Raw genomic sequence first — 20,734 nt, forward strand, 5'->3', positions numbered from 1 at the left:
GCCTCAATCCGGCCAACCCCAGCCCGCTACGCTGACCGTATGACGAGCGAGGAGCAGCCCACCCCCAGCGCCGCCCCGGCCGCCAGAGCCCGGGCGTCCGACCTGCCCGAGGTCTCGCCCGCCGGCACGCCGGCGGACCGGGCCAGGGCGCTGCTGCGGACACGCCCCTACCGGCGCCTGTGGACCACCCAGCTGATCGGCGGCACCGCCGACCGGCTCGGCCTGCTGGTGCTGCTCGCGCTCACCGTGATCGCCGCCGCGCAGGACGACCGGTTCGGCAGCCTGCCGCGCAGCCTCGCCTTCGCCCTCGCCGCGGTCCTCGCCGTCCGGGTGCTGGCCACCGGGCTGGTCGGGGTCGCGCTGCTCGGCCCGGTGCACCAACTGGTCGCCGGCCGGCTGGACCGGCGCTGGACGCTGTTCGGGGCCGACGTGCTGCGCGCCCTGCTGATCGGCCTCGCGCCCTGGTGGAGCGTCTGGCTGGGTTCCGCGGCGAAGCCCTCGGGGGCCGCCACCTACGCCCTGCTCGCCACCGTGTTCGTGACCGGCGCCGCCGAACGGGTCTGGGAGATCACCAAGACGGCCGCCGTTCCCGGCCTGCTGCCGTCGGCCGATCCGTACCTGCCGACCGCCGAGCAGCGTCCCGCCGCCGCCAACCTGGAGAGCGTCCGGGGCATCGACCGCTTCACCGGCTGGGTGACCGTGCCGCTCGGCGCCGTCGGCCTGGTGGTCCTCACCCTGCTCAACAACATCGGCGCGGCGCTCGGCTCCGACTGGCTGCGCTCTCACCAGCTCACCTTCGCGGCGCTCGGCGCGGCCGGGCTGTTCGCCGCCTCGGCGGTCCGCGGCTACTTCCAGCAGCTGCCCGGCGGGCCGGTGAAGGTCGCCCCGGTCTCGCCGCTCCAGGGCCTGCGCGCCCCGACCGACGCCGCCCCCGGCCCCGCGCTGAGCAAGGGCCGTACGGGCAGCGCCCCGTACTTCACCTTCGCCGTCGCGGCCGGCTACGCCGCGATGGCGGGCGTCGCCGCGCTCGCGCTGCTCACCGCCGCCGAGCACCGCGCCGGGCCGATCGGCTTCGGCCTGCTGGTGCTCGCCGCCGCCGGGGCGCCCGCCCTGGGCGCCAGGCTCACCAGGGCCACGCTGCCCTCGCTGTCCCGCCGCCGGCTGCTCGCGCTGGCGCTGCTCACCCAGGGCGTCGCGCTGATCCTGGCCGGGCTGGTGCTGGACTTCGTGCTGGTCCTGCTGCTCACCGTGCTGGCCGCGCTGGCCGCCGGGATCGTGGTCTCGGCCGGGCGTACCCTGCTCGCCCAGGAGGTCGAGGAGGCCCGGCTGCCGAAGGTCACCGAGCACCTGTTCGCGGTGCTGCGGGTCGTGGTCGCCGCCGCGCTGGTCGCCGTCCCGCTGATCGCCGCCGGGTACGGGGACGTCGAGTACGGCACCGTCGAGCCCGGTTCCTTCACGTTCATCCACGGCGGTGCGGCCCTGGCCGTGGCCACCGCAGGACTGCTCACGCTGGTGCTCGCCGCCGTCGTGCTGCTGCGCACCGACGACCGGCGCGGCACCTCGCCGTTCGTCCGGGACCTGGTCGACGCGGTGCGCGGCCCGGGCGGCCCGGTGCCGCACCGCGGCACGGGCACCGGCTTCTTCATCGCCCTGGAGGGCGGCGACGGCGCCGGCAAGTCCACCCAGGCCCAGGCGCTCGCCGAGTGGATCCGCGGCAAGGGGCACGAGGTGGTGCTCACCCGCGAGCCCGGCGGCAGCCCGGTCGGCCAGCGGCTGCGCGGCCTGGTCCTGGACGTCGGCAACACCGGCCTGTCGCACCGGGCCGAGGCACTGATCTACGCCGCCGACCGTGCCGAGCACGTCGAGAACGTCATCCGTCCCGCCCTCGCCCGCGGCGCCGTGGTGATCACCGACCGGTACATGGACTCCTCCGTCGCCTACCAGGGCGCCGGGCGCGACCTGGCCGCGACCGAGGTCGCCCGGATCTCCCGCTGGGCCACCGGCGGACTGCTGCCCGACCTGACCGTCGTCCTGGACGTCGACCCGACCAGGGCCCGGGAGCGCTTCACCGAGGCGCTGGACCGGCTGGAGTCCGAGCCGACCGAGTTCCACCAGCGGGTCCGGGCGGGCTTCCTCGCCCTCGCCGCCGCGGACCCGGAGCGCTACCTGGTCGTGGACGGCAGCCAGGCCCCCGGCTTCGTCACCACCGCCATCCGGCACCGGCTCGACCGCGAGCTGCCGCTCTCCGAGCAGGAGCGGGCCGCCCGCGCCGAGCAGGAGCGGCTGGCCAGGGAGGAGGCCGAGCGCCGCGCCGCCGAAGCGGCCCGCAAGAAGGCCGAGGAGGAGGCCGCCGAGCGCAAGCGGCAGGAGGTGCTCGCGCAGCTGCGGGCCGAGCAGGCGGAGAAGGAGCGGCTGGCCGAGGAGGAGGCCGAGCGGGCCGCCGCCGAGGCCCGGCGCAAGGCCGAGGAGGAGGCGCGCCGCCGGGCGGAGGAGGAGGCCAGGCGCCGCGCCGAGGAAGAGGCCAAGCTCCGCGCGGCGGAGGAGTCCAGGCTGGCGGCGGAGGCCGCGGATCGCAAGCGGATCGCGGCGGAGGCGGCCGCCCAGGCGGAGCTCCAGCGGCAGCGTGAGCTGGCCCGCGAGGAGCAGCGCCGCCGGGCGGAGGAGGCTCTCCAGCGGGCCGAGGAGGCGCGGCTGGCGCAGGCCGCCGCGCTCGCGGCCGCGGCTGCCGCCGCGGAGACGGCGGAGGGCCGGGCCGAGGGGCGGCCGGGGCCGGATTCGGATTCCGGCTCGGGCTCGGGTGCCAGGGCGGCTGCGGGAGATGCCGTGACCACGGAGCTGCGGGCGATCCGGGATGTTCCGGAGGACGCTTCGCAGGATTCCTCGCGGGGTTCCTCGCAGGGGGCGCCGCAGGGCTCGGCGCAGGCCGCGTCGGGCGGGCTCGGGGACGAGGCGACGCGCGAGCTGTCGCCGCGGGACCGGCAGGCCGCGGTCCGGGCGGCGGAGGCCGTCGAGGCGCGCAAGGCCGCCGAGGCGCGCCGGGCCGCGGGCGGGGCGTTCGGTGGGGCGTCCGGTGGGGTGTCCGCTGGGGTGGACGAGACCGCCAAGCTGCCTGTGGTGCCGGCTTCGGCGGTGGACGAGACGGCCGTGCTGCCGAGGATTCCGGCGGAGGCCGACCGGACCGAGGTGCTGCCGCGGATCGAGCCGGGTCGTTCCGAGGGACGCCCCGAGGGCCGTTCCGAGGGCCGTCCCGGTGGTCGGCCGGCCCAGGGGCCGCGGCGGACGGAGCCGGTGGACGGCACTCGCGAGCTGCCGGTGGTCGGCGCGGAGCCGGCTGCCGCCCCGCAGCCGAAGCCGCAGTCGGGCGCCGAGCGGCCGAGGCCGGACTGGGCCGAGGAGACGCCGCTGGACGACCTGCCGAGCCTCACCGACACCCTGCTCGGCTCGCACGACGAGTGGTCGCGCTGGGAGCGTGGCGGCCCGGGCCAGGAGGGCCCGTACGCCGGCCCGCAGCCCGGTGCGGAGCGGCCCGAGGGCCGTGACGGGGGAGACCAGGGCAAGGACGACGGCAAGGGCAAGGGCCGTCGCTGGGGCCGTAGGGGCTGAGCCGCAGGGGCTGATCGGACACGTGTGCGCGGCGCCGTCGGGGCAGGTCCCCGGCGGCGCCGCGGCGTTCCGTCGGGCGGTGGTCGGGCGGTGGTCGGGCGGTGGTCGGGCGGTGGTCGGGGGAGCAGTCGGGCAGCGGGCCGCCACCCGCGGGGCCGGCCTTCCCGTCCGCCGTGACCCGGACGGAGCAGTGGGTGTCGGACCGGAGACGTATGCTCGACGGCGGGGAAGAGGCGCCATGGCGCTGCCGTACGGAGCTTGGGAGCAGCAGTGGCCGTCTGGGACGACCTGGTGGGCCAGGAGCGGGTGGTCGAGCAGCTGACCGCCGCCGCCCGGGCGGCCGGGGCGACGGTCGAGGCCGGTCGCGGAGCCGCTCCGGTCGAGGGCGTGAACGCCTCCCTGATGACGCACGCCTGGCTGTTCACCGGACCGCCCGGCGCCGGGCAGGTCACCGCCGCGCGCTCCTTCGCCGCCGCCCTCCAGTGCACCAGCCCCGACCTCGCGCTCGGCGGCACGCCCGGCTGCGGGTTCTGCGACGGCTGCCACACCGTGCTGGCCGGCAGCCACGCCGACGTGAAGTACGTCCGCACCGACGGCCTCTCCATCGGCGTCGGCGACATGCGCGCCCTGGTGCTGCGCGCCTCCAGCTACCCGACCGGCGGCCGCTGGTCGGTGATCCTGGTGGACGCCGCCCACCGGCTCACCGAGGCCGCGGCGAACGCGCTGCTCAAGGGCGTGGAGGAGCCCTCCCCGCGCACCGTCTGGCTGCTCTGCGCCCCCTCCGTCCAGGACGTGCTGCCGACCATCCGCTCGCGCTGCCGCCTGCTGGTGCTGCGGACTCCCGCGGCCGAGGCGGTCGCCGACAACCTGGTCCGCCGCGACGGCGTCGACCCGGAGACCGCCAGGCTCGCCGCGCTCGCCGGGCAGGGCGACATCGAGCGCTCGCGCCGCCTAGCCGTCGACGAGCAGGCCAGGACGCGCCGGACCGACGTGCTGCGCATCCCGCTGGAGGTCGGCGACATCGGCGGCTGCCTGAGCGCCGCCCAGCGCCTGGTCGACACCGCCAAGGCCGATGCCGAGGCCCTCGCCGAGACCCAGGACGCCAAGGAGACGGACGACCTCAAGGCCGTCTACGGCGCCGCCGAGGGGACCAAGGCGCCGCGCGGCATGGCCGGGGCGGTCAAGGAACTGGAGAAGCGGCAGAAGAGCCGCGCCACCCGCACCCGCCGGGAGACCCTCGGCATCGCCCTGCTCGACCTGCTCGGCTTCTACCGGGACGTGCTGGCGATCCAGCTCGGCTCCACCGGCGCGCTCGCCAACGAGGACCAGCGGCAGGCGCTGAACCGGGTGGCCCAGGCAGGGCCGGCGGAGGGCACGCTGCGCCGGATCGAGGCGGTACTGGCCTGCCGCCGGGCGCTGGACCGCAACGTGGACCCGCTGCTCGCGGTCGAGGCGATGACGGTGGCACTGCGCGCGGGCTGAGCGGCTGAGCTGAGCGGCTGGGCCGAGGGGGTGGGCCGAGCCCGTTGAGCGTGCGGGCCGAGCGCGTCGAGCGCGCAGGCTTGGAGACTGCTCCACCGGGCGCCGCCCGTAGGCCTCCCGGAGTCCGGGCCGTCCCACCTTCGAGTGAACGAGCGACACTCGCCGGGCACACCGTCGTGTGACCGTCCGCCGGTTGTGCACGCTGGGGCCGACCGCGCCCGCCGCCGGGGCGGTCGCCTCCCGCACGCGCCGGTCCAGGTTCGGCGCGGCCCCCTCCAGAGGTGGTGCGTCCCGTGGTTCGTTCGCTCCTCGTCATCCCCCTGCTGGCCGCCGCCCTCGGCGGGATCTGGCTGGCCAGGGGAGCCCGACAGCGCTGGCACGACCTGCGCGCCGCCGAGACCTACGAGCTGGCCGGCGACCGCTGGCCGATGCTGCTGCGGGCGGCCGGGGCGATGGTCTGCGGGGTGTGCGTCACCGCCCTGACGGTGCTCACCGCGCTCGGTGCCTTCGGTGGCCTCGGTAGGAGCGGCCAGGAGCCGGACCGGGCGGAGACCGTCGTGGACTCGGCGGGTACGGGGGCGGAGGCGGACGCCGGTTCGGGTACCGGGAGCGGCTCGGGGACGGCGGGCCGGCAGCAGCAGGCGGCGCCGCCCGCGGCCGCCGAGCCGCCGGCCGCCGCGGCTCCCGCTGCTGCGGCGGCTCCCGCCGTGGTCAGCCGCTTCGACAGCGTCGGCCACCCGGGCGGCGGCGAGCTGCTGCAGTCCGCCGTGTTCGGCCCCGACGGTCACCCCCGCAACGTCCGGGTCTGGCTCCCGCCGCAGTACGCCAAGGAGCCGAACGCCCGCTTCCCGGTCGTCGTGATGCAGGCGGCCGCGCCCCAGAAGACCGCCGACGCCGAGGTACCGGACGTCTTCGAGGGCATCGGCTCGGCCCTCCAGACCGGCAAGGCCCGCCCGTTCATCCTGGTCGCCCCCGAGGCGCCGAACGGCACCGGGCACCCCTGCGAGCTGGTCGCCGCCGCCCCGGCCGCCGTCGCCGACGACGCGACGCTGCGCACCACCATCGCGGCCTCCTTCCGCACCCTGCCGCCGGGCCCGGCCTCCTGGGGCACCCTCGGCGTCGAGGGCGGCGCGCCCTGCGCGGCCGCCGCCGGGCTGGCCAGGCCCGACCTGTACGGCGCGGCCGCGGCGGTCTCCGGCTGGTACGACGCCACCGCGCTCACCCAGACCGGCGCCGAGGCCCCGGCGGGCAGCTCGGCCAAGCTGCTGCTGGCCGCCGCCAGGTCCGACTCCGCGGGGCTGGACGCCGCCCGCAAGCTCCAGTCCGCCCTGAAGGCCGGCCCGGGGGCGGCGGCCAAGGCCGAGGTGCGGATCTCGGACAACGTGCAGGACTTCACCCCCGACCGGGAGCGGCTGCGGCTGGTCCGGCAGGCCGCGCAGTTCCTGGCCGAGGCGCTGGCCAGGGCGTCCTGAGCGCGGGTCCGGCGGCGCTAGGCTGCCCGGTACCCGGGGCGGGTACCGGGCAGCGGCGTTTCCTCCGGCGTGCTCGTCCGAGCCTGCTCGTCCGGTCGTGCGCGTCCGGCCTGGCTCGGAAGCGTGTCTCCCGGTGTGTTCCACGTGCTGGTCGATTGCGGAGAGGTGGCGGATGAGGGCCTTCGGGCGGGCACAGGCACTGGCTGCGGCGCTGGTCGTCCTCGGTCTGGCGGCGGGCGGATGCAGCACGGACCCGTCCGGGCCTCCGGCGGCCTCCGCCACGGACCCGGCCAGCTCCGGCAGGCCCTCGGCCCCGGCTGCCGGAGGGACCCCGTCGGCCGGATCCGCCCCGACGTCCGGGGCGACCCCGCTGGAGCCTCTGCCGGCCGCCGTCCCGGCCCCGCTCGCGCCGTACTACGCGCAGGGGCTGGCCTGGCAGCGGTGCGACAGCGGGTTCGAGTGCACGACGTTCCGGGTGCCGCTGGACTACGACCACCCCGGGGACGGCGACCTCACCCTGGCGGCCGCCCGCGCGGTGGCCGAACCGGAGGGCTCGGACGCCGGTTCCCTGTCCGGTTCCCCGTCCGCCGCCGCCTCACCGGGCGCGAAGCTCGGCTCCCTGCTGCTCAACCCGGGCGGGCCCGGCGGCTCGGCGATCGAGTACCTGGAGGCCGCGGCCCGGACGTACGACCGCGGGGTGCGCGCCCGGTACGACCTGGTCGGCCTCGACCCGCGCGGAGTCGGCCGCAGCAACCCCGTCAGCTGCCTGAGCGGCGACCGGATGGACGCCTACACCACCGTCGACCTGAACCCGGGCGACCAGCACGGGATCGACGCGCTGATCGCCGCCGACCGGGAGTTCGCCGAGGGCTGCCGGCAGCAGGCCGGGGCGGCGCTCGGGCACCTCAGCACCGTCGAGGCCGCCCGGGACATGGACGTGCTGCGCGCCCTGCTCGGCGACGAGAAGCTGAACTTCGTCGGCAAGTCCTACGGCACCTTCCTCGGCGCCACCTACGCCGGGCTCTTCCCGAGCCGGGCCGGACGGCTGGTGCTGGACGGCGCGATGGATCCGGCGCTCGACTCCGTCACCGGCAACCGCGCCCAGGCGGGCGGCTTCGAGACCGCCTGGGCCGCCTTCGCCAAGGACTGCGCCAAGCGCGAGGACTGCCCGCTCGGCCGCACCGAGCAGGAGGCCGGCGAGCAGCTCACCGCCCTGCTCGCGGGCGTCCACGCCGGCTCGCTGCCCACCACGGGCAACGGCCGCCGGCTCACCGGGGCCCAGGCGACCACCGGCGTCATCGAGGCCATGTACGCGGACTTCCTCTGGCCCCAGCTGCGCGCCGCGCTCGCCGGCGCCAAGGCCGGCGACGGCACCGGCCTGCTGAAGCTCTCCGACGACTACTACGGGCGCGAGGCCGACGGCTCGTACCCCAACCTGATGTTCGCCAACACCGCGGTGAACTGCCTCGACCTGCCGGCCCCGTTCGGCGGTCCTGAGGACGTCCAGCGGGCGGTGCCGGAGTTCGAACGGGTCTCGCCGCACTTCGGGCGCGACATGGCCTGGATGGCGCTGGCCTGCACCTACTGGCCGGTCCGTGCCACCGGCGCGGCGCACACCATCCGGGCCGCCGGCGCCGCCCCGGTCGTCGTCATCGGCACCACCCGCGACCCGGCCACCCCGTACGCCTGGGCCCAGTCGCTGGCCGGCCAGCTGGAGTCCGGCCGTCTGCTCACCTTCGACGGTGACGGCCACACCGCGTACGGCAGGCACAGCACCTGCGTGGACACCGCGGTGAACCGCTTCCTGCTGACCGGGGAGGCCCCGGAACAGGGCAAGCGCTGCGAGCGGTAGGACCCGGCCGGCGCCGACCGTCCGACAGGTGATTTCTACTTCAACCGATCAGCGGTACGACGTTACGATGAGCGCCCCCTGCCACCCTCCCCCCGCACCGGAGCTCATCGTGCTCGGAGTCAACGACCTGGCGACGTACGTCCTCGGCGCCCTCGTCATCATCCTGCTGCCCGGCCCCAACTCCCTGTACGTGCTGTCCGTCGCGGCCCGCAAGGGCATCCGCACCGGCTACCGGGCCGCGGCCGGCGTCTTCATCGGCGACCTCACCCTGATCAGCCTCACCTCGCTGGGCGCGGCCTCCCTGCTCAAGGCCAACCCGGCCGTCTTCGCCGTGGTCAAGTTCGGCGGCGCCGCCTACCTGCTCTGGATCGGCTACGGCATGCTCCGCGCCGCCCGCCAGCTCTGGCGCGAACGCCGGGCCGTCGCCGACCCCACCGCCGAACCGGCCCCCGAGTCCACCGAGAACCCCTTCCGCCGCGCCCTGGTGATCAGCCTCCTCAACCCGAAGGCCATCCTCTTCCTCCTCTCCTTCTTCACCCAGTTCGTCGACCCCTCCTACGGACAGCCCGCCCTCTCCTTCGCCCTCCTCGGCGGCATCCTCCAGACCTTCAGCTTCCTCTACCTCTCCCTCCTGATCTTCGCGGGCACCACCCTCGCCACCGCCTTCCGCCGCCGCAAGCGCCTCTCCGCCTCCCTCACCAGCGGCGTCGCCGTCCTCTTCGCCGGCTTCGCCGCCAAGCTCGCCGTCTCCTCCGCCTGACCACCGCGGCCCCGGCATCCCGTTACGGATCACCTGCGAACCTGTGTAGACTGGCCCGCGTTGCCGCCACACACGGCAACGGTGCCGCCTTAGCTCAGTTGGCCAGAGCAACGCACTCGTAATGCGTAGGTCGCGGGTTCGAATCCCGCAGGCGGCTCCATGGTGAAACCCCAGGTCGGGCATCCGACCTGGGGTTTTCTCGTTGTGGCGGGCAGGGGGAAGGCGGATCGGGTGCCTGGACGCCATACATCACAATGCGTAGGTCGTCGTTCCCCTCCGAGTCACTGATTCTCGGATGGCATATGTGACTTGTGGTTTCGTCGATTGCGGTGGGGTTGGGCCAGGAATCGTTCCTAGGGGCTGAGTCAAAGATCATCGTTCGGGCAGTCCGGCGAGGCCTACGCCGCTACGCTGATCGCATCGACGAGAGAGGGGGACGGGATGTTGCTCCGTTTCCGTGTCGCGAATGTGCGATCACTACGGGACGAACAGGAGCTGTCCTTCATCCTTTCCGAGGGCGAGTCGGAGATTGCGTCGCGTGAGCTTCGAACCGGCGGTGACCGTTCGGTATCCGTGCTCCCTCTGATCGGAATCTTCGGTGCCAACGCTTCAGGCAAGTCGAACGTGCTGGCTGCCCTGACCGACATGAGGTCGGCCGTTCTCAACTCATACGCTCGTTGGGCTTCGTACGAGGGGATCCCGCGAAGGCCCTTCGCCTTGAAGGCCACGGACGAGAACGAACCCAGCTTCTTCGAAGTCGATGTCGTCATCGACGAGGTGCGCTGGACGTACGGGTTCGAGCTGGGGCCGAAGCGCGTTGAAGCCGAGTGGATCCACAGCTACCCGCGTGGTCATCGCCAGGTGTGGCTCGACCGTGATGCCGCACGGCCCGACGTGTACGAGTGGCCGGGCGGCCGGGTCAAGGACCGCGCGCAGTTGGCGCGGCGTACCCGACCCAATGCCCTTCTCCTGTCCACGGCGGGCACGGACAACCACCCTCAGCTCTCCGCGCTCTTCCACTGGTTCCGCCGGAATCTCTGGATCATCAATCCGGAGGACGAACGGGAGCAACGGGAACAGTTCACGACACGTGCCCTCTCCGGCAACCAGGCCCGCCGGATCAATGAACTGCTGCGGGTCGCCGACCTGGGGATCACCGGAGCGGAGATCGTCCAAGAGGAAAAGGGCGTAACCAGGGTGAGGCTCACCCATCGGTCGACCGACGGTGACGTGGCCTTCGACTGGCGTGACGAGTCGCTCGGCACCCGTTCCTGGTTCGCACTGCTCGGCCCCCTCCTACTGGCGCTCGACGAGGGGGCGGTGTTGCTCGTCGACGAGCTGGACGCCAGCCTGCACCCGCGCTTCGCCGCCGAGGTCGTCCGGCTCTTCCACGACCCCCAGGCCAACCCCAGGGGAGCGCAGCTCGTCTTCACCTCGCACGACCCGTCCGTCCTCACCACTCCGAGTGGTGGCCGCCTGTTGGAACCGGACCAGGTGTGGCTGACCGAGAAGGACGAGGACGGGGCCACCGAGCTGTATCCGCTGACCGCCGCGGCGCCTGGTGAGGACGAGGACCTGATGAGGTCCTACCTGGTCGGTGCGTTCGGGGGGGTTCCCTCACTCCTGGAGGGGCAGATCGCCCGGCGGCTGCTGGCCGTGGGCGAGCAGGAGCGCGAGGAAGGGGCGGGGCGGAGCTGATGGCGCGCACGAAGGGGAACGAATCGCTGGGGCCGGCGAAGCAGCAGCGCGGCCGGCGCCGTCGAGTGGTCCATGTCTTCACCGAGGGGAAGGTCACCGAACCCACCTACATCGAGGCGGTCTCCGGCCTGGTCCTCCTGCACGACCAGGGGGTCGAAGTCCGGATCGCCAACGCGAGTGCCCCGGGCTCCCAGCGCAAGCCGATCAAGCTGGTCGAGGCGGCGGTGCGGCTCATGCGGGACGAAGCCCGCAGTGCGAAGCGCAGTGGAGTGAAGAAGGAGCTGTGGCCGCAGGTCTGGTGCCTGTTCGACCGGGACGATCACGAATCGATCGATACGGCGCTCAAGCAGGCCCGCGAGGGTGATGTCCAGGTCGCTTTTTCGCACCCCTGCTTCGAGGTGTGGCGGCTGCTCCACCACAAGCCGGTGACCGGCACCTTCGGCGGCGTGTGTGGGGATGCGGAAGCCAGGCTGCCGTTCGTCAAGGAGCCCGGGAACATCAAGGTGGTGCTGCCGACGCAGATCGAGGGCGGATTCATCAAGGCCAAGGCTCGGGCCGAGAAGATGAACGGGGAGCACGGCAAGCACGTGCCGTTGACCCAGCGCGACCCGTACACCGACGTGCACGACTTCGTCGAGAAGGGGCTCGGCATCGCGTCGTACTGAGCGGAAGCCCACCGGTTCGGGCGAACGGTTTCCGCTCGTTCGCCCCGTCCCCGTAGGGTTCCTACGTCAGACCGGTCGTAGGGAGTCGTACGTTGGCCAAGCTCACGCTCGCGCAGTTGGAGCGGCATCTGTTCGCCGCCGCGGACATCCTCCGCGGCACGATGGACGCCTCCGAGTACAAGGACTACATCTTCGGTCTGCTTTTCCTGAAGCGTGCCAATGACGAGTTCGAGGCTGCCCGCGACCGGATCAGGGAGCATGTCGCTGAGGAACTCGACCTCACCGGCGAGGCGCTGGACAGCTACATGGACGAGCCTGCCGCGTACAGCGACCGCGACGTGCTGTTCGTGCCGCAGGACGCCCGCTGGGAGCGGATCTCCTCGGCTACCCACAACATCACCGAGGAACGGCTGCGCCCCGCCCTTCAGGCGCTGGAAGGCCAGAACAGCCAGCTCAAGGGTCTGTTCGACCACCTCGACTTCAACCGCATCGGTGGCTCCGGCGCGGCGGCGGGCGCGGCCAAGCTCGCCGACCAGCGGCTGAAGCTGCTGATCGCCCACTTCGGGCGCATCCGGTTGCGGACCGACGACTTCGAGTTCCCCGACCTGATCGGCGCCGCGTACGAGTATCTGATCAAGGAGTTCGCGGATTCGGCCGGCCGGAAGGGCGGCGAGTTCTACACCCCGCGCGCCGTCGTCCGGATGATGGTCGAGCTGCTCCGCCCCCGGCAGGGGATGAGCATCTACGACCCGTGCGTCGGCTCGGGGGGCATGCTCATCCACGCGAAGGAGTACGTGGAGGAGCACGGCGGCGACACCACGGACATGTACTTCGCCGGTCAGGACGCGAACAGCGGCTCCTGGATCATGTCGACGATGAACATGGTGCTGCACGGTGTGCGCCGCTTCGACCTGCACACCGGCGACACCCTTGCCGAGCCGGCGCTCGTGCCGACATCTGATACTGACCGCTTCGACGGCGTCCTCAGCAACCCCCCGTTCTCCATGGACTACGTGCTCAGCGACCTCAGGTTCGGCGCACAGCGCTCGGCCTACGGGGCCACCAGCGAGCGCGGCAAGGCCGACCTGATGTTCCTCCAGCACATGCTCTGGATGACCAAACGGGAGGGGCACGGCGGCATGGTCATCACGGTCATGCCGCACGGTGTGCTGTTCCGCGGGGGTGGAGAACAGGAGATCCGCACCAAGCTCCTCGACGACGACACGATCGAGGCTGTCATCGGCCTCGCCCCGAACCTCTTCTACGGCACGGGCATCCCGGCCTGCATTCTGCTTCTGCGTCCTCCGGGCAAGAAGGACCCCGCACGGGCGAACAAGGTCCTTTTCATCAACGCGGACCGGGAGTACCGCAAGGAGTCGGCGCAGAACGTCCTGCTGCCCGAGCACGCCGAGAAGATCACCTCCACCTTCCACGCGTACGCGGAGGTACCGGGCTTCTCACGACTGGTGAGCCGTGAGGAGCTGCGCGACAACGGGGACAACCTCAACATCCGCCGCTACGTGGACAACACGCCGCCGCCGGAGCCGCAGGACGTGCGGGCGCACCTGGTGGGCGGGGTGCCACGTACGGAGATCGAGGCGAAGAAGGAACTGCTCGACGCCTATGGGGTGGGCCTCGCCGACCTCTTCGCCGAGCGCGATCCGGTGGACCCGGAGTACGTGGACTTCCTGCCGGAGGGACAGCGCCCGGACGCGGCCCGGCTGGCGGCACTGGCCCGCCCGCGCGAGGACGCGCTGCGGGGCATGTTCGAGGAATGGTGGGCAGCGGAGGTCCGGCGGCTGGAGGAGGTGGCCGCGACTCCCGAGCGGCTTGAGGACCTGACCCCCTCGGAGCGCAAGACCGCGCTGATGGCCGTGCGCGGCGAGCTGATCGAGTCGTTCGTGGAACGTCTGGGCCGAGTCGGGCTGTTGGACCGGCACGCGCTCGCCGGCGCCGTCGCCGGTTGGTGGTACGAGGCCAAGTACGACCTCCTCGCGCTCTCTGAGAACGGGTTCGCGGGCGTCCTGGACGGCTGGATCGAGAATGTCGAGACGCTGCTCGCCCCTGAGCAGGATCCGAAGACCCGCAAGCTGCGCAAGCGAACGGCCGCTGAGCGGCGCCAGGCGTACGACCACAAGGTGGTCGCGGCGATCCTTCCGGACTTCCTGAGGGAACTGGCGGCGGCGGACGCACGGAAGGCGGAGCTGGACGCGCGGTGGAAGGAACTGAACTCGGAGCCCGAGTCGCCGGAGGACGGCGAGGGCGGGGACGAGGAGGACGGCGACGGTCCAACGCGGGAGGAAGTCGCGCTGAGCGCCGAGCAGTTGGCGGAACTGGCGTGGGTGAAGAAGGGACGTACGAAGGCGGGCGCTGTGATCAAACGCCTGGAGGCGGAGTTCTGGTTCCCGTGGCCGAGCGACCCGCCCACGCTGGGCGAGGAGCCGCCGAGGCTGTTCCGGGCACGGGAGACGCTGGACCCAGCAGGGGAGAGGCACGTGGTGCTGAACTTGCTGCGGGACGATCTGGTGGCGAAGCTGGACGGGCATGTGGTGCGCCGGCGGCGGGAGCTGGCAGACGCGTACGGAGTGTGGGCCGATAAGTACGTGGTGTCACTGCGGGAGGTTCGGGTCGAGCGGGAGAAGGCAGCGGCGAAGCTGGACGGGTTCCTGGCGGGGCTTGGCTATGCGAACTGACGCCGAGGTTCAGTGGGTCCCGGTGCGTGAAGTCGGCGAAGTCCGGATGGGTAAGCAGCTTTCACCTGCGAGTAGGGATGCGGCGGGGCAGCGCCCGTACCTGCGGGTCGCGAATGTGCTTCAAGGGCGCATTGACTACACAGACGTGAAGACAATGGGATTCAGTGAAGCTGAGTGTGCGACTTATGGCCTCAAGTCGGGCGACATCCTGCTGAACGAGGGACAGAGCCTAGAGCTGGTCGGCCGCAGCGCAATCTACGACGGCGCCGGAGGAGAGTTCTTCTTCCAGAATACGCTGGTGCGCTTTCGTCCGAGCGATCTGGTTCTCTCAGCATATGCCCAAGTGATCTTTGAGCGTTGGTTGGCCAATGGTGTTTTCGCTAGCATCGCCAAGCAGACGACGAGTATCGCTCACCTCGGTGGGGAGAGGTTTGCATCATTGAGTTTCCCACTTCTGCCGCTTTCCGAGCAGGGCCGGATTGTTGAGGTGGTCGACGCCATGTCGGCGCAGAAGCGTGCCAGCGAGGCGTCGATCGCAAAGCTGGGCATGCTGAAGGCCGCCGTGATGGCCGAAGCTGCGGATGTGGAGCGGGGCACCTTCGAAGATGTTCTCGACGATGGGCCTCAGAACGGGATCTACAAGCCTGCCTCGTCGTATGGGCCTGAAGGAACACCGATTGTTCGGATCGATAGTTTCAAGGGTGGGCCGTCGGATCTCACGCGCGACTTGCTCCGGGTTTCACTCGGCAGGGGGGAGATCGACCGCTATGGGCTCGCCGTCGGCGATATCATCATCAACCGGGTGAACACGCCGGAGCTGGTCGGGAAATCAACCGCCGTTGTTAAGTTGACGGAGCCGACCGTGTTCGAGTCTAATATGATGCGGTGCAAAGTGCATGCCGATCGGGCCGTTCCTGAATTTGTTGAAACTTGGCTGGGTGGCCCACTGGCGAAGGAACACTTTCGGGCGCATGCGAAGAGTGCTATTTCGCAGGCAAGTATTAACGGTTCTGACGTGCGCAACTGTCCTTTTCCGAGGCTGGATGTTCCTGGGCAGCTGGAGTTTCTGAAGCGAGTTTCGGCGGTGTCGGATCGGCAGAAGTCTGAGGAAGCGGAGCTCGTGAAGTTGGGCAAGATCAGGCAAGGAGTTATTGACGATCTGCTGGGAGCTCCCCGCTCTTCACGGATGTGACGAACGATGACCAAGCATCCGTTGCGAAGATCAGTGCAGGGCCGTGCGGGTCCTTGGAGTCGCGGACGGGGATTCCAGACGGGTAGCCGTCCAGCACTTCAACGCAGCTGTCCGCTTGGGAGCCGCTGAAGGATGACTTGCGCCAGCCGCTCAGCGACGAAGCGCTCAGGATGGTGCGGTCGGTCATGGTGTCCGTACTCCTTCGCTCTCGCCCTCAGAAGTGCAAGTGACTCTCTCGCCGGCAGTGCATCGCCCAGCGCAAGAGCGTAGGCGCTCTGGAGCTCCTCGACCATAGCCGGACTGTCGAACACCTTGCCGGTGCGCAGGGCCTCCGTGTAGGCGATTGGGGGCTGGTCTTCGAACCACATCAGCGTCAGCATGCTGTACAGCAGGGGGTGGTACCCCAGGTTGAACGGCAGCACGTGCACGCGTACGCGCCGAGCCTCGACCAAGCGGATGATGTGTGTGATCTGCTCGGCCATGACGCCAGGACCGCCGATCGGGCGCCGGAGGACGGACTCGTCAAGCATGGCCCACAGTACGGGCGTCACCGGGTCGGCGAGGATCTTCGATCGTTCAAGGCGTGCGACAACGGTCCTGTCACACTCTGCTTCACTCCGAGGTGGGAAGGCCGAGCCGAGAACCGCACGTGCGTACTTTTCCGTCTGGAGGATGCCGGGGACGAAGGTCAAAGCGAACTCGTGGATCGTCGTGGCCTGCTGTTCAAGATGTCGCGCAGTGGCGAAGTGATCGGCGACCGCCGCGTCGTCCTGCGGCAGGAAGCTGGTCAGCACGTCTCCGGTGTTCAGGGCCTTGTCCAGGCGCCGCGCGTCCTCCCGGGACGGGATGCGGCGGCCGGCCTCGATATGTGAGATGTGCGAGCGGGTCATGAACGCCGCGTCGGCCAGCTCCTGCTGGGTCAGTCCCGCCGCTTCGCGTTGCGCCTTGAGCCAGTCCCCGTAAATGCTTCCCATCGTCAACCCCCGTGTGACGGACGCCGTGTCACCTGCCAACCACTGGCGAGCCTAACCCCGCCCGTCTCACTCTGTGAGTGGGTCGCTACGCAGCGATGCTGGGCCGGGAACGTCCGGCCGTAGACCGAAGACCCCCGCGACCGCTTGCGACGGCCCGGGGGTGTGGCCCTCAACTACGTGGAGTTGACGACGTGTTGCACTGTATCGCCCGTGTCTTCGAGCCACTGCTGCGGCTCCTGTGGCCCGCCCCGGGCCGCCACCGCTCGGCCGGCGTGCCGTCCGTGAGTGCGCTCCCTGTGACCCCGGCGCGCCTGCGGCGTACGCGGAAGTGCGCCGTGTGCTGCACGGAGGTGGCCGCGTGATCGGCCAGCCGGGCGGGCGGCGACTGCTGCCGTGGACCACCTCGGAGGGGAACCCCTGCTTCCTCATCGGTGGTGGGGCCGGCCCTGTCTCCCGGACCGCCGACAGAGTCGAGCGCGTGCAGCTCGGCATGGCGGCCGAACTGCTCGGCCACGCCGCCGAGATGCTGGTCGACCGCCGGGTCACCGCAGCGCAGCTCCGCTTCCTCGCCGCCCGCCTGGCGGAGTCGCTGCGCGAGGTGCACCGGATTGCGGAGAGCCGGGGTGCCCGCCTTCCCGAATCCGCCTCCGACGTCCCCGAAGAGAGCGACTGGCCCCTGCCGGAGGCCTGAACCGCAGGACCCCGCCGTAGCCGCCGTACTCCCGTTCGTTCGAACACTCCCGCCGGACCCCACCCATGGCGCAGAATGGATCACCTGGGCGGTGATCGGCGGGGGAAGGCGCGGGCATGGCAGTGCAGACCGAACGGGACGAGGTGGAGCGGCCCATCGTTGCGCAGCTCCAGGCGATGGGGTGGCGGCACGTCCCAGGTACGGAGGTCGGCACGCTCGACGTCGAGACGCCGCTGCTCGTGGACGAGCTGGATGAGGCCCTGCGCCGGATCAACGTCCGGGCATCGGACCACGAGCCCTGGATGGACGGGACCGACGTCAAGCGGTCCATCGCGGAGCTGGCGTCCGTCTCTCTCGGGAAGGGCGTCGCGCAGGCCAACTTCGACGCCACCGACCTGCTGCTCAGCGGACTCGTCCTCTCCGGCCCGTCCGCCGCGCACGGCGGGGCCTCGGCCACCGTGCAGTACATCGAATGGCACGAGGACCGGGCCGCGCTCAACGACTTCACCGTCGTCGACCAGCTCCGCGTCCAGAACCGGTCCGGAGAGCTGTCGGTCCTCGACATCGTTCTGTTCGTGAACGGGATCCCGCTCGTCGCCGTGGAGTGCAAGAGTCCCGATCTCGCCGACCCGATCCGCAGTGCCGTGCTCGATCTGCGGCACTACGCCGGCGACCCCGTCGCCGACGACGAACGCGACGACCCCGCGCTGTTCGTGCCCGCCGGGGTCCCGGAGCTCTTCCGGACCGTGCAGCTGCTGGTCGCCGCGACCGAGGGGAGTGCCTATCTGGGCACCATCACGTCCACGCCCGACCACTTCCACCCCTGGCGGAGCATCGAGCCGCAGAACGAGGCGACGCTGAGGGCGGAGCTGCCTGACCACACCGGCAAGCTGAACGAGCGGCACAAGCTCGTCGGGGTCGTCCTGCGCCCCGCCGCGCTCCTCAACGTCGTACGCCACTACGTCATCCCGCTCCCGGTGGAGACCGAATCCGGGGAAAGCCGGACGGTCAAGGCCGTCGCCCGGCACCAGCAGTACCGGGCGACGGAGAAGTCCGTGCACAGACTGCTCACCGGCAGGACGCGCGGCAGCTCCGTGGCCGACGACGAGCGCGGCGGGATCATCTGGCACACCCAGGGCTCCGGCAAGAGCCTGACCATGACGTTTCTCGTGCGCCGGATCCATCTGCACCACCGGCTCAGCGAGTTCATGGTCGTGGTCGTCACCGACCGCACCCAGTTGCAGGACCAGCTCTCCAAGACACTGAAGCTGAGCGAGTCCGACGTCGAGACCGCCGCGACCCGCTCGGAGATGGAGGGACTGTTACGGGACGGCGGGCGGCGGGTCGTCTTCGCGATGATCCAGAAGTACGGGACCGGGTTCACCTTCGCCGCCGAGGCGACGGGCGACGAGGACGACCGGGACCTGGCGGAGGAGTACCAGGAGGCCGAGCGAGCCGGCGCGGGCCGGGAGGCCGACACCCAGCCGCCCGTGGTGAACTTCCCCGAGTGCAATACCTCGTCCGACATCCTGGTCCTGGTCGACGAGGCCCACCGCTCACACACCAACACGCTGCACGCCGCCCTGCGCAAGGCCATTCCCAGGGCGGCGAAGATCGGTTTCACGGGCACGCCGATCATGACGGGCCGGCTGGAGGACACCCGCCGGATCTTCGGCGGCTTCCTCGACACCTACCGGATGGCGGAGGCCGAGCACGACAGGGTTGTCGTCCGCATCCGCTACGAGGGCCGCACCGGTGAGGGCAAGGTCTTCGACAAGGACGGCCTCGACCGGAACTTCGCGGATCTGGTCCGCGATCTCACGGACGACGAGCGCAACGCGCTCCGGCGCTCGCCCACCGCACGCGACGTCGCCGAAACCCAGCCCATGATCCGCGCCAAGGCCGAGGACATGCTGGAGCACTGGGTGACCTGGGTACTGCCCGGCGGCGGCTTCAAAGCCCAGGTCGCGGCGGTCAGCAGAAAGGCGGCCGTTGAGTACCACCACGCACTGCGACTGGCCCGCGATACCCTCCTGGCCGAACTCGCCGCGTTCGACCCGGAGTCGGTGGCCGGCATGCCCCCGGAGAAGCTGTCCCGCCGACTGCGCTACCTGCACCAGGCCTACCAGTACCGCTCCCTGCTGCGCCGCATCGACTTCGTGCCGATCATCTCCCCGGGCGCGGAGCGCAAGCGCCGGGAGTGGCTGCACTGGACGGACAAGGACCGGCAGAAGGCGTACATCGAGCGTTTCCACCAGGCCTTCCCCCACCTGCCGCCCGAGTCGGAGTGGGTCGCCACCACGCCCTTCCACGTACCGGCGCCGGACGTGCCGGGAACGAGCGCCGTCGCGGGCAACCCCTGGTCCCAGGAGCCTGTCGAGCAGTCGCAGAGCCAACCGACGACCGTACCCGACCCCGTTCACCCCGAGAGCCCGATCGCCTTCCTCATCGTGAAGTCCATGCTGCTCACGGGCTTCGACGCCCCGCGCGAGCAGGTGCTGTACCTGGACCGGCCGATCCGTGGCGCCGAGCTCCTTCAGGCCGTCGCCCGGGTCAACCGGCCGATGCAGGGCAAGGACGTCGGCTATGTCGTCGACTACCACGGTGTCTTCGAGCACCTGTCCGGCGCGCTGGCCGCCTACCAGCAGGCCGACATCGACGACACGATGCGCAGCCTGTCGGAGGAGATCGACGGCCTCGGGCCGGCGGCTGAGGCGGTGCGCGCCTACCTCCGTACGCACGGAGTGACAGAGGCGGATCTCTCCCACCTCGGGCGGTTGGGCTCCGCGGCGCTGGCCTTCGAGGACGAGACCGCGAGGTTCGGGTACGACGAGGTGCTGCACCAGTTCCTCGCCGTGCTGGAACGCGTTCTGCCGCACGAGCACGGCCTGGACTACATCGCCGACGCCCGGCGCTGGGGGATGCTCCAGAAGCGCATCCGCAGGCTCTACCGGGATGAGTCGGGCGGTTCGTTCACCCTGCGGCGCTACGGTCGCAAGGTCCGGGCGATGATCGCCGACCACCTGGAAGGGCCGGAGATCGAGCAGGTCATCGCGCCGGTTTCGCTCGCCTCGACGGTCTTCGACGACCAGGTTCGCGCCATGCCGCCGCGCGAGGCCGCGGCCGAGATGGGGCACGCGCTCCGCTTCCACTTGGAGGAGCGGGTCAAGCGGGAGGACCCGGCGAAGTACGGCAAGCTCTCCGAGCGCCTGGAGGAGATCCTCCGGGAGCTCACCGGACGCTTCGAGGAGCAGATCGAGGCGTTCGGCCCGCTGATCGAGCAGGCTCGGCGAGAGAACGAGGAGGACCCGGAGCTCGCGGGGCTCACCCCGTTGGAACAACGGGTGTACCGGCTGCTGGAGCAGCTGCTCGCGGAGAACCCGGGAGTCGTGCGGAGGGACGGGGCCACCCGGCTACTCGTCGACATGGTGTGCGATACAGCCGCGCAGATCATGGTCAAGGCGTCGTTTCAGGGGCAGCACCAGGACCTCGACGCGCTGGCGAACAGCATCCAGAACCAGTTGATCAAGGGTGGACTGCGGGTCGTCGGCGCGGACTGGGCACCCCTGCGGGACATCGCGCAGAGACTCACGGCGTATGCGGCGGGCAACCGGCGGCAGTTCCTGGGCAGGTTGCTGGGAGAATAGGCGGG

At 71.2% G+C, this 20,734-nt stretch carries 13 protein-coding genes and 1 tRNA gene; 12 read left to right on the forward strand and 2 right to left on the reverse strand.

Annotation, left to right across the window (positions count from 1 at the left end):
• Nucleotides 1-39: 39 nt before the first annotated feature.
• The 10 genes from tmk to ACZ7C5_RS09350 all read left to right on the forward strand — a co-directional run bounded on the left by tmk (nt 40) and on the right by ACZ7C5_RS09350 (nt 15,417).
• Complete coding sequence (tmk, locus tag ACZ7C5_RS09305; RefSeq protein WP_470322335.1) at nt 40-3,603, forward strand: dTMP kinase; 3,564 nt, start codon at nt 40-42, stop codon at nt 3,601-3,603.
• Between the two features lie 270 nt (nt 3,604-3,873).
• Entirely contained in the window at nt 3,874-5,085 is a 1,212-nt protein-coding gene (locus tag ACZ7C5_RS09310; protein WP_188299953.1) for a DNA polymerase III subunit delta', read from the forward strand.
• Nucleotides 5,086-5,378: 293 nt separating this feature from the next.
• Nucleotides 5,379-6,557 carry an alpha/beta hydrolase gene (locus tag ACZ7C5_RS09315; RefSeq protein WP_470322336.1) on the forward strand — a complete coding sequence of 393 codons (1,179 nt, stop codon included), beginning with the start codon at nt 5,379-5,381 and terminating at the stop codon, nt 6,555-6,557.
• Between the two features lie 172 nt (nt 6,558-6,729).
• The gene (locus ACZ7C5_RS09320) at nt 6,730-8,409 is read left to right on the forward strand and encodes an alpha/beta hydrolase (protein ID WP_470322337.1); all 1,680 of its coding nucleotides are present in this window, start codon (nt 6,730-6,732) and stop codon (nt 8,407-8,409) included.
• Between the two features lie 109 nt (nt 8,410-8,518).
• Nucleotides 8,519-9,169 (forward strand): leucine efflux protein LeuE, encoded by a 651-nt coding sequence (leuE, locus tag ACZ7C5_RS09325; RefSeq protein ID WP_401080464.1) that lies wholly within the window; start codon nt 8,519-8,521, stop codon nt 9,167-9,169.
• 83 nt (nt 9,170-9,252) lie between these two features.
• Nucleotides 9,253-9,329: transfer RNA gene (locus ACZ7C5_RS09330), tRNA-Thr, on the forward strand.
• 281 nt (nt 9,330-9,610) lie between these two features.
• Nucleotides 9,611-10,867, forward strand: coding sequence for an AAA family ATPase (locus ACZ7C5_RS09335; protein WP_470322338.1), 1,257 nt, complete (start codon nt 9,611-9,613; stop codon nt 10,865-10,867).
• Nucleotides 10,867-11,532 carry an RloB family protein gene (locus ACZ7C5_RS09340; RefSeq protein WP_470322339.1) on the forward strand — a complete coding sequence of 222 codons (666 nt, stop codon included), beginning with the start codon at nt 10,867-10,869 and terminating at the stop codon, nt 11,530-11,532. Before ACZ7C5_RS09335 ends, ACZ7C5_RS09340 begins: the two co-directional genes overlap by 1 nt.
• A 92-nt stretch (nt 11,533-11,624) precedes the next feature.
• On the forward strand, nt 11,625-14,225 hold the full coding sequence (locus ACZ7C5_RS09345) for a type I restriction-modification system subunit M (protein WP_470322340.1): 2,601 nt from the start codon (nt 11,625-11,627) through the stop codon (nt 14,223-14,225).
• Nucleotides 14,215-15,417: a restriction endonuclease subunit S gene (locus ACZ7C5_RS09350; protein WP_470322341.1), complete on the forward strand. Its 1,203-nt coding sequence runs from the start codon at nt 14,215-14,217 to the stop codon at nt 15,415-15,417. Before ACZ7C5_RS09345 ends, ACZ7C5_RS09350 begins: the two co-directional genes overlap by 11 nt.
• Here the strand turns inward: ACZ7C5_RS09350 and ACZ7C5_RS09355 are convergent.
• Entirely contained in the window at nt 15,374-15,604 is a 231-nt protein-coding gene (locus ACZ7C5_RS09355; protein ID WP_470322342.1) for a DUF397 domain-containing protein, read from the reverse strand. The two genes, ACZ7C5_RS09350 and ACZ7C5_RS09355, sit on opposite strands and share 44 nt — an antisense overlap.
• Nucleotides 15,516-16,391, reverse strand: coding sequence for a helix-turn-helix domain-containing protein (locus ACZ7C5_RS09360; protein WP_470322343.1), 876 nt, complete (start codon nt 16,389-16,391; stop codon nt 15,516-15,518). The genes ACZ7C5_RS09355 and ACZ7C5_RS09360 overlap by 89 nt, the downstream gene beginning before the upstream one ends.
• Nucleotides 16,392-16,749: 358 nt before the next feature.
• Here ACZ7C5_RS09360 and ACZ7C5_RS09365 point away from each other — a divergent pair, with 358 nt between their 5' ends.
• On the forward strand, nt 16,750-17,082 hold the full coding sequence (locus ACZ7C5_RS09365) for a hypothetical protein (RefSeq protein ID WP_470322344.1): 333 nt from the start codon (nt 16,750-16,752) through the stop codon (nt 17,080-17,082).
• 116 nt (nt 17,083-17,198) lie between these two features.
• Nucleotides 17,199-20,729 (forward strand): type I restriction endonuclease subunit R, encoded by a 3,531-nt coding sequence (locus ACZ7C5_RS09370; RefSeq protein WP_470322345.1) that lies wholly within the window; start codon nt 17,199-17,201, stop codon nt 20,727-20,729.
• Nucleotides 20,730-20,734 lie beyond the last annotated feature (5 nt).

Source organism: Kitasatospora sp. NPDC036993 (assembly GCF_055607525.1).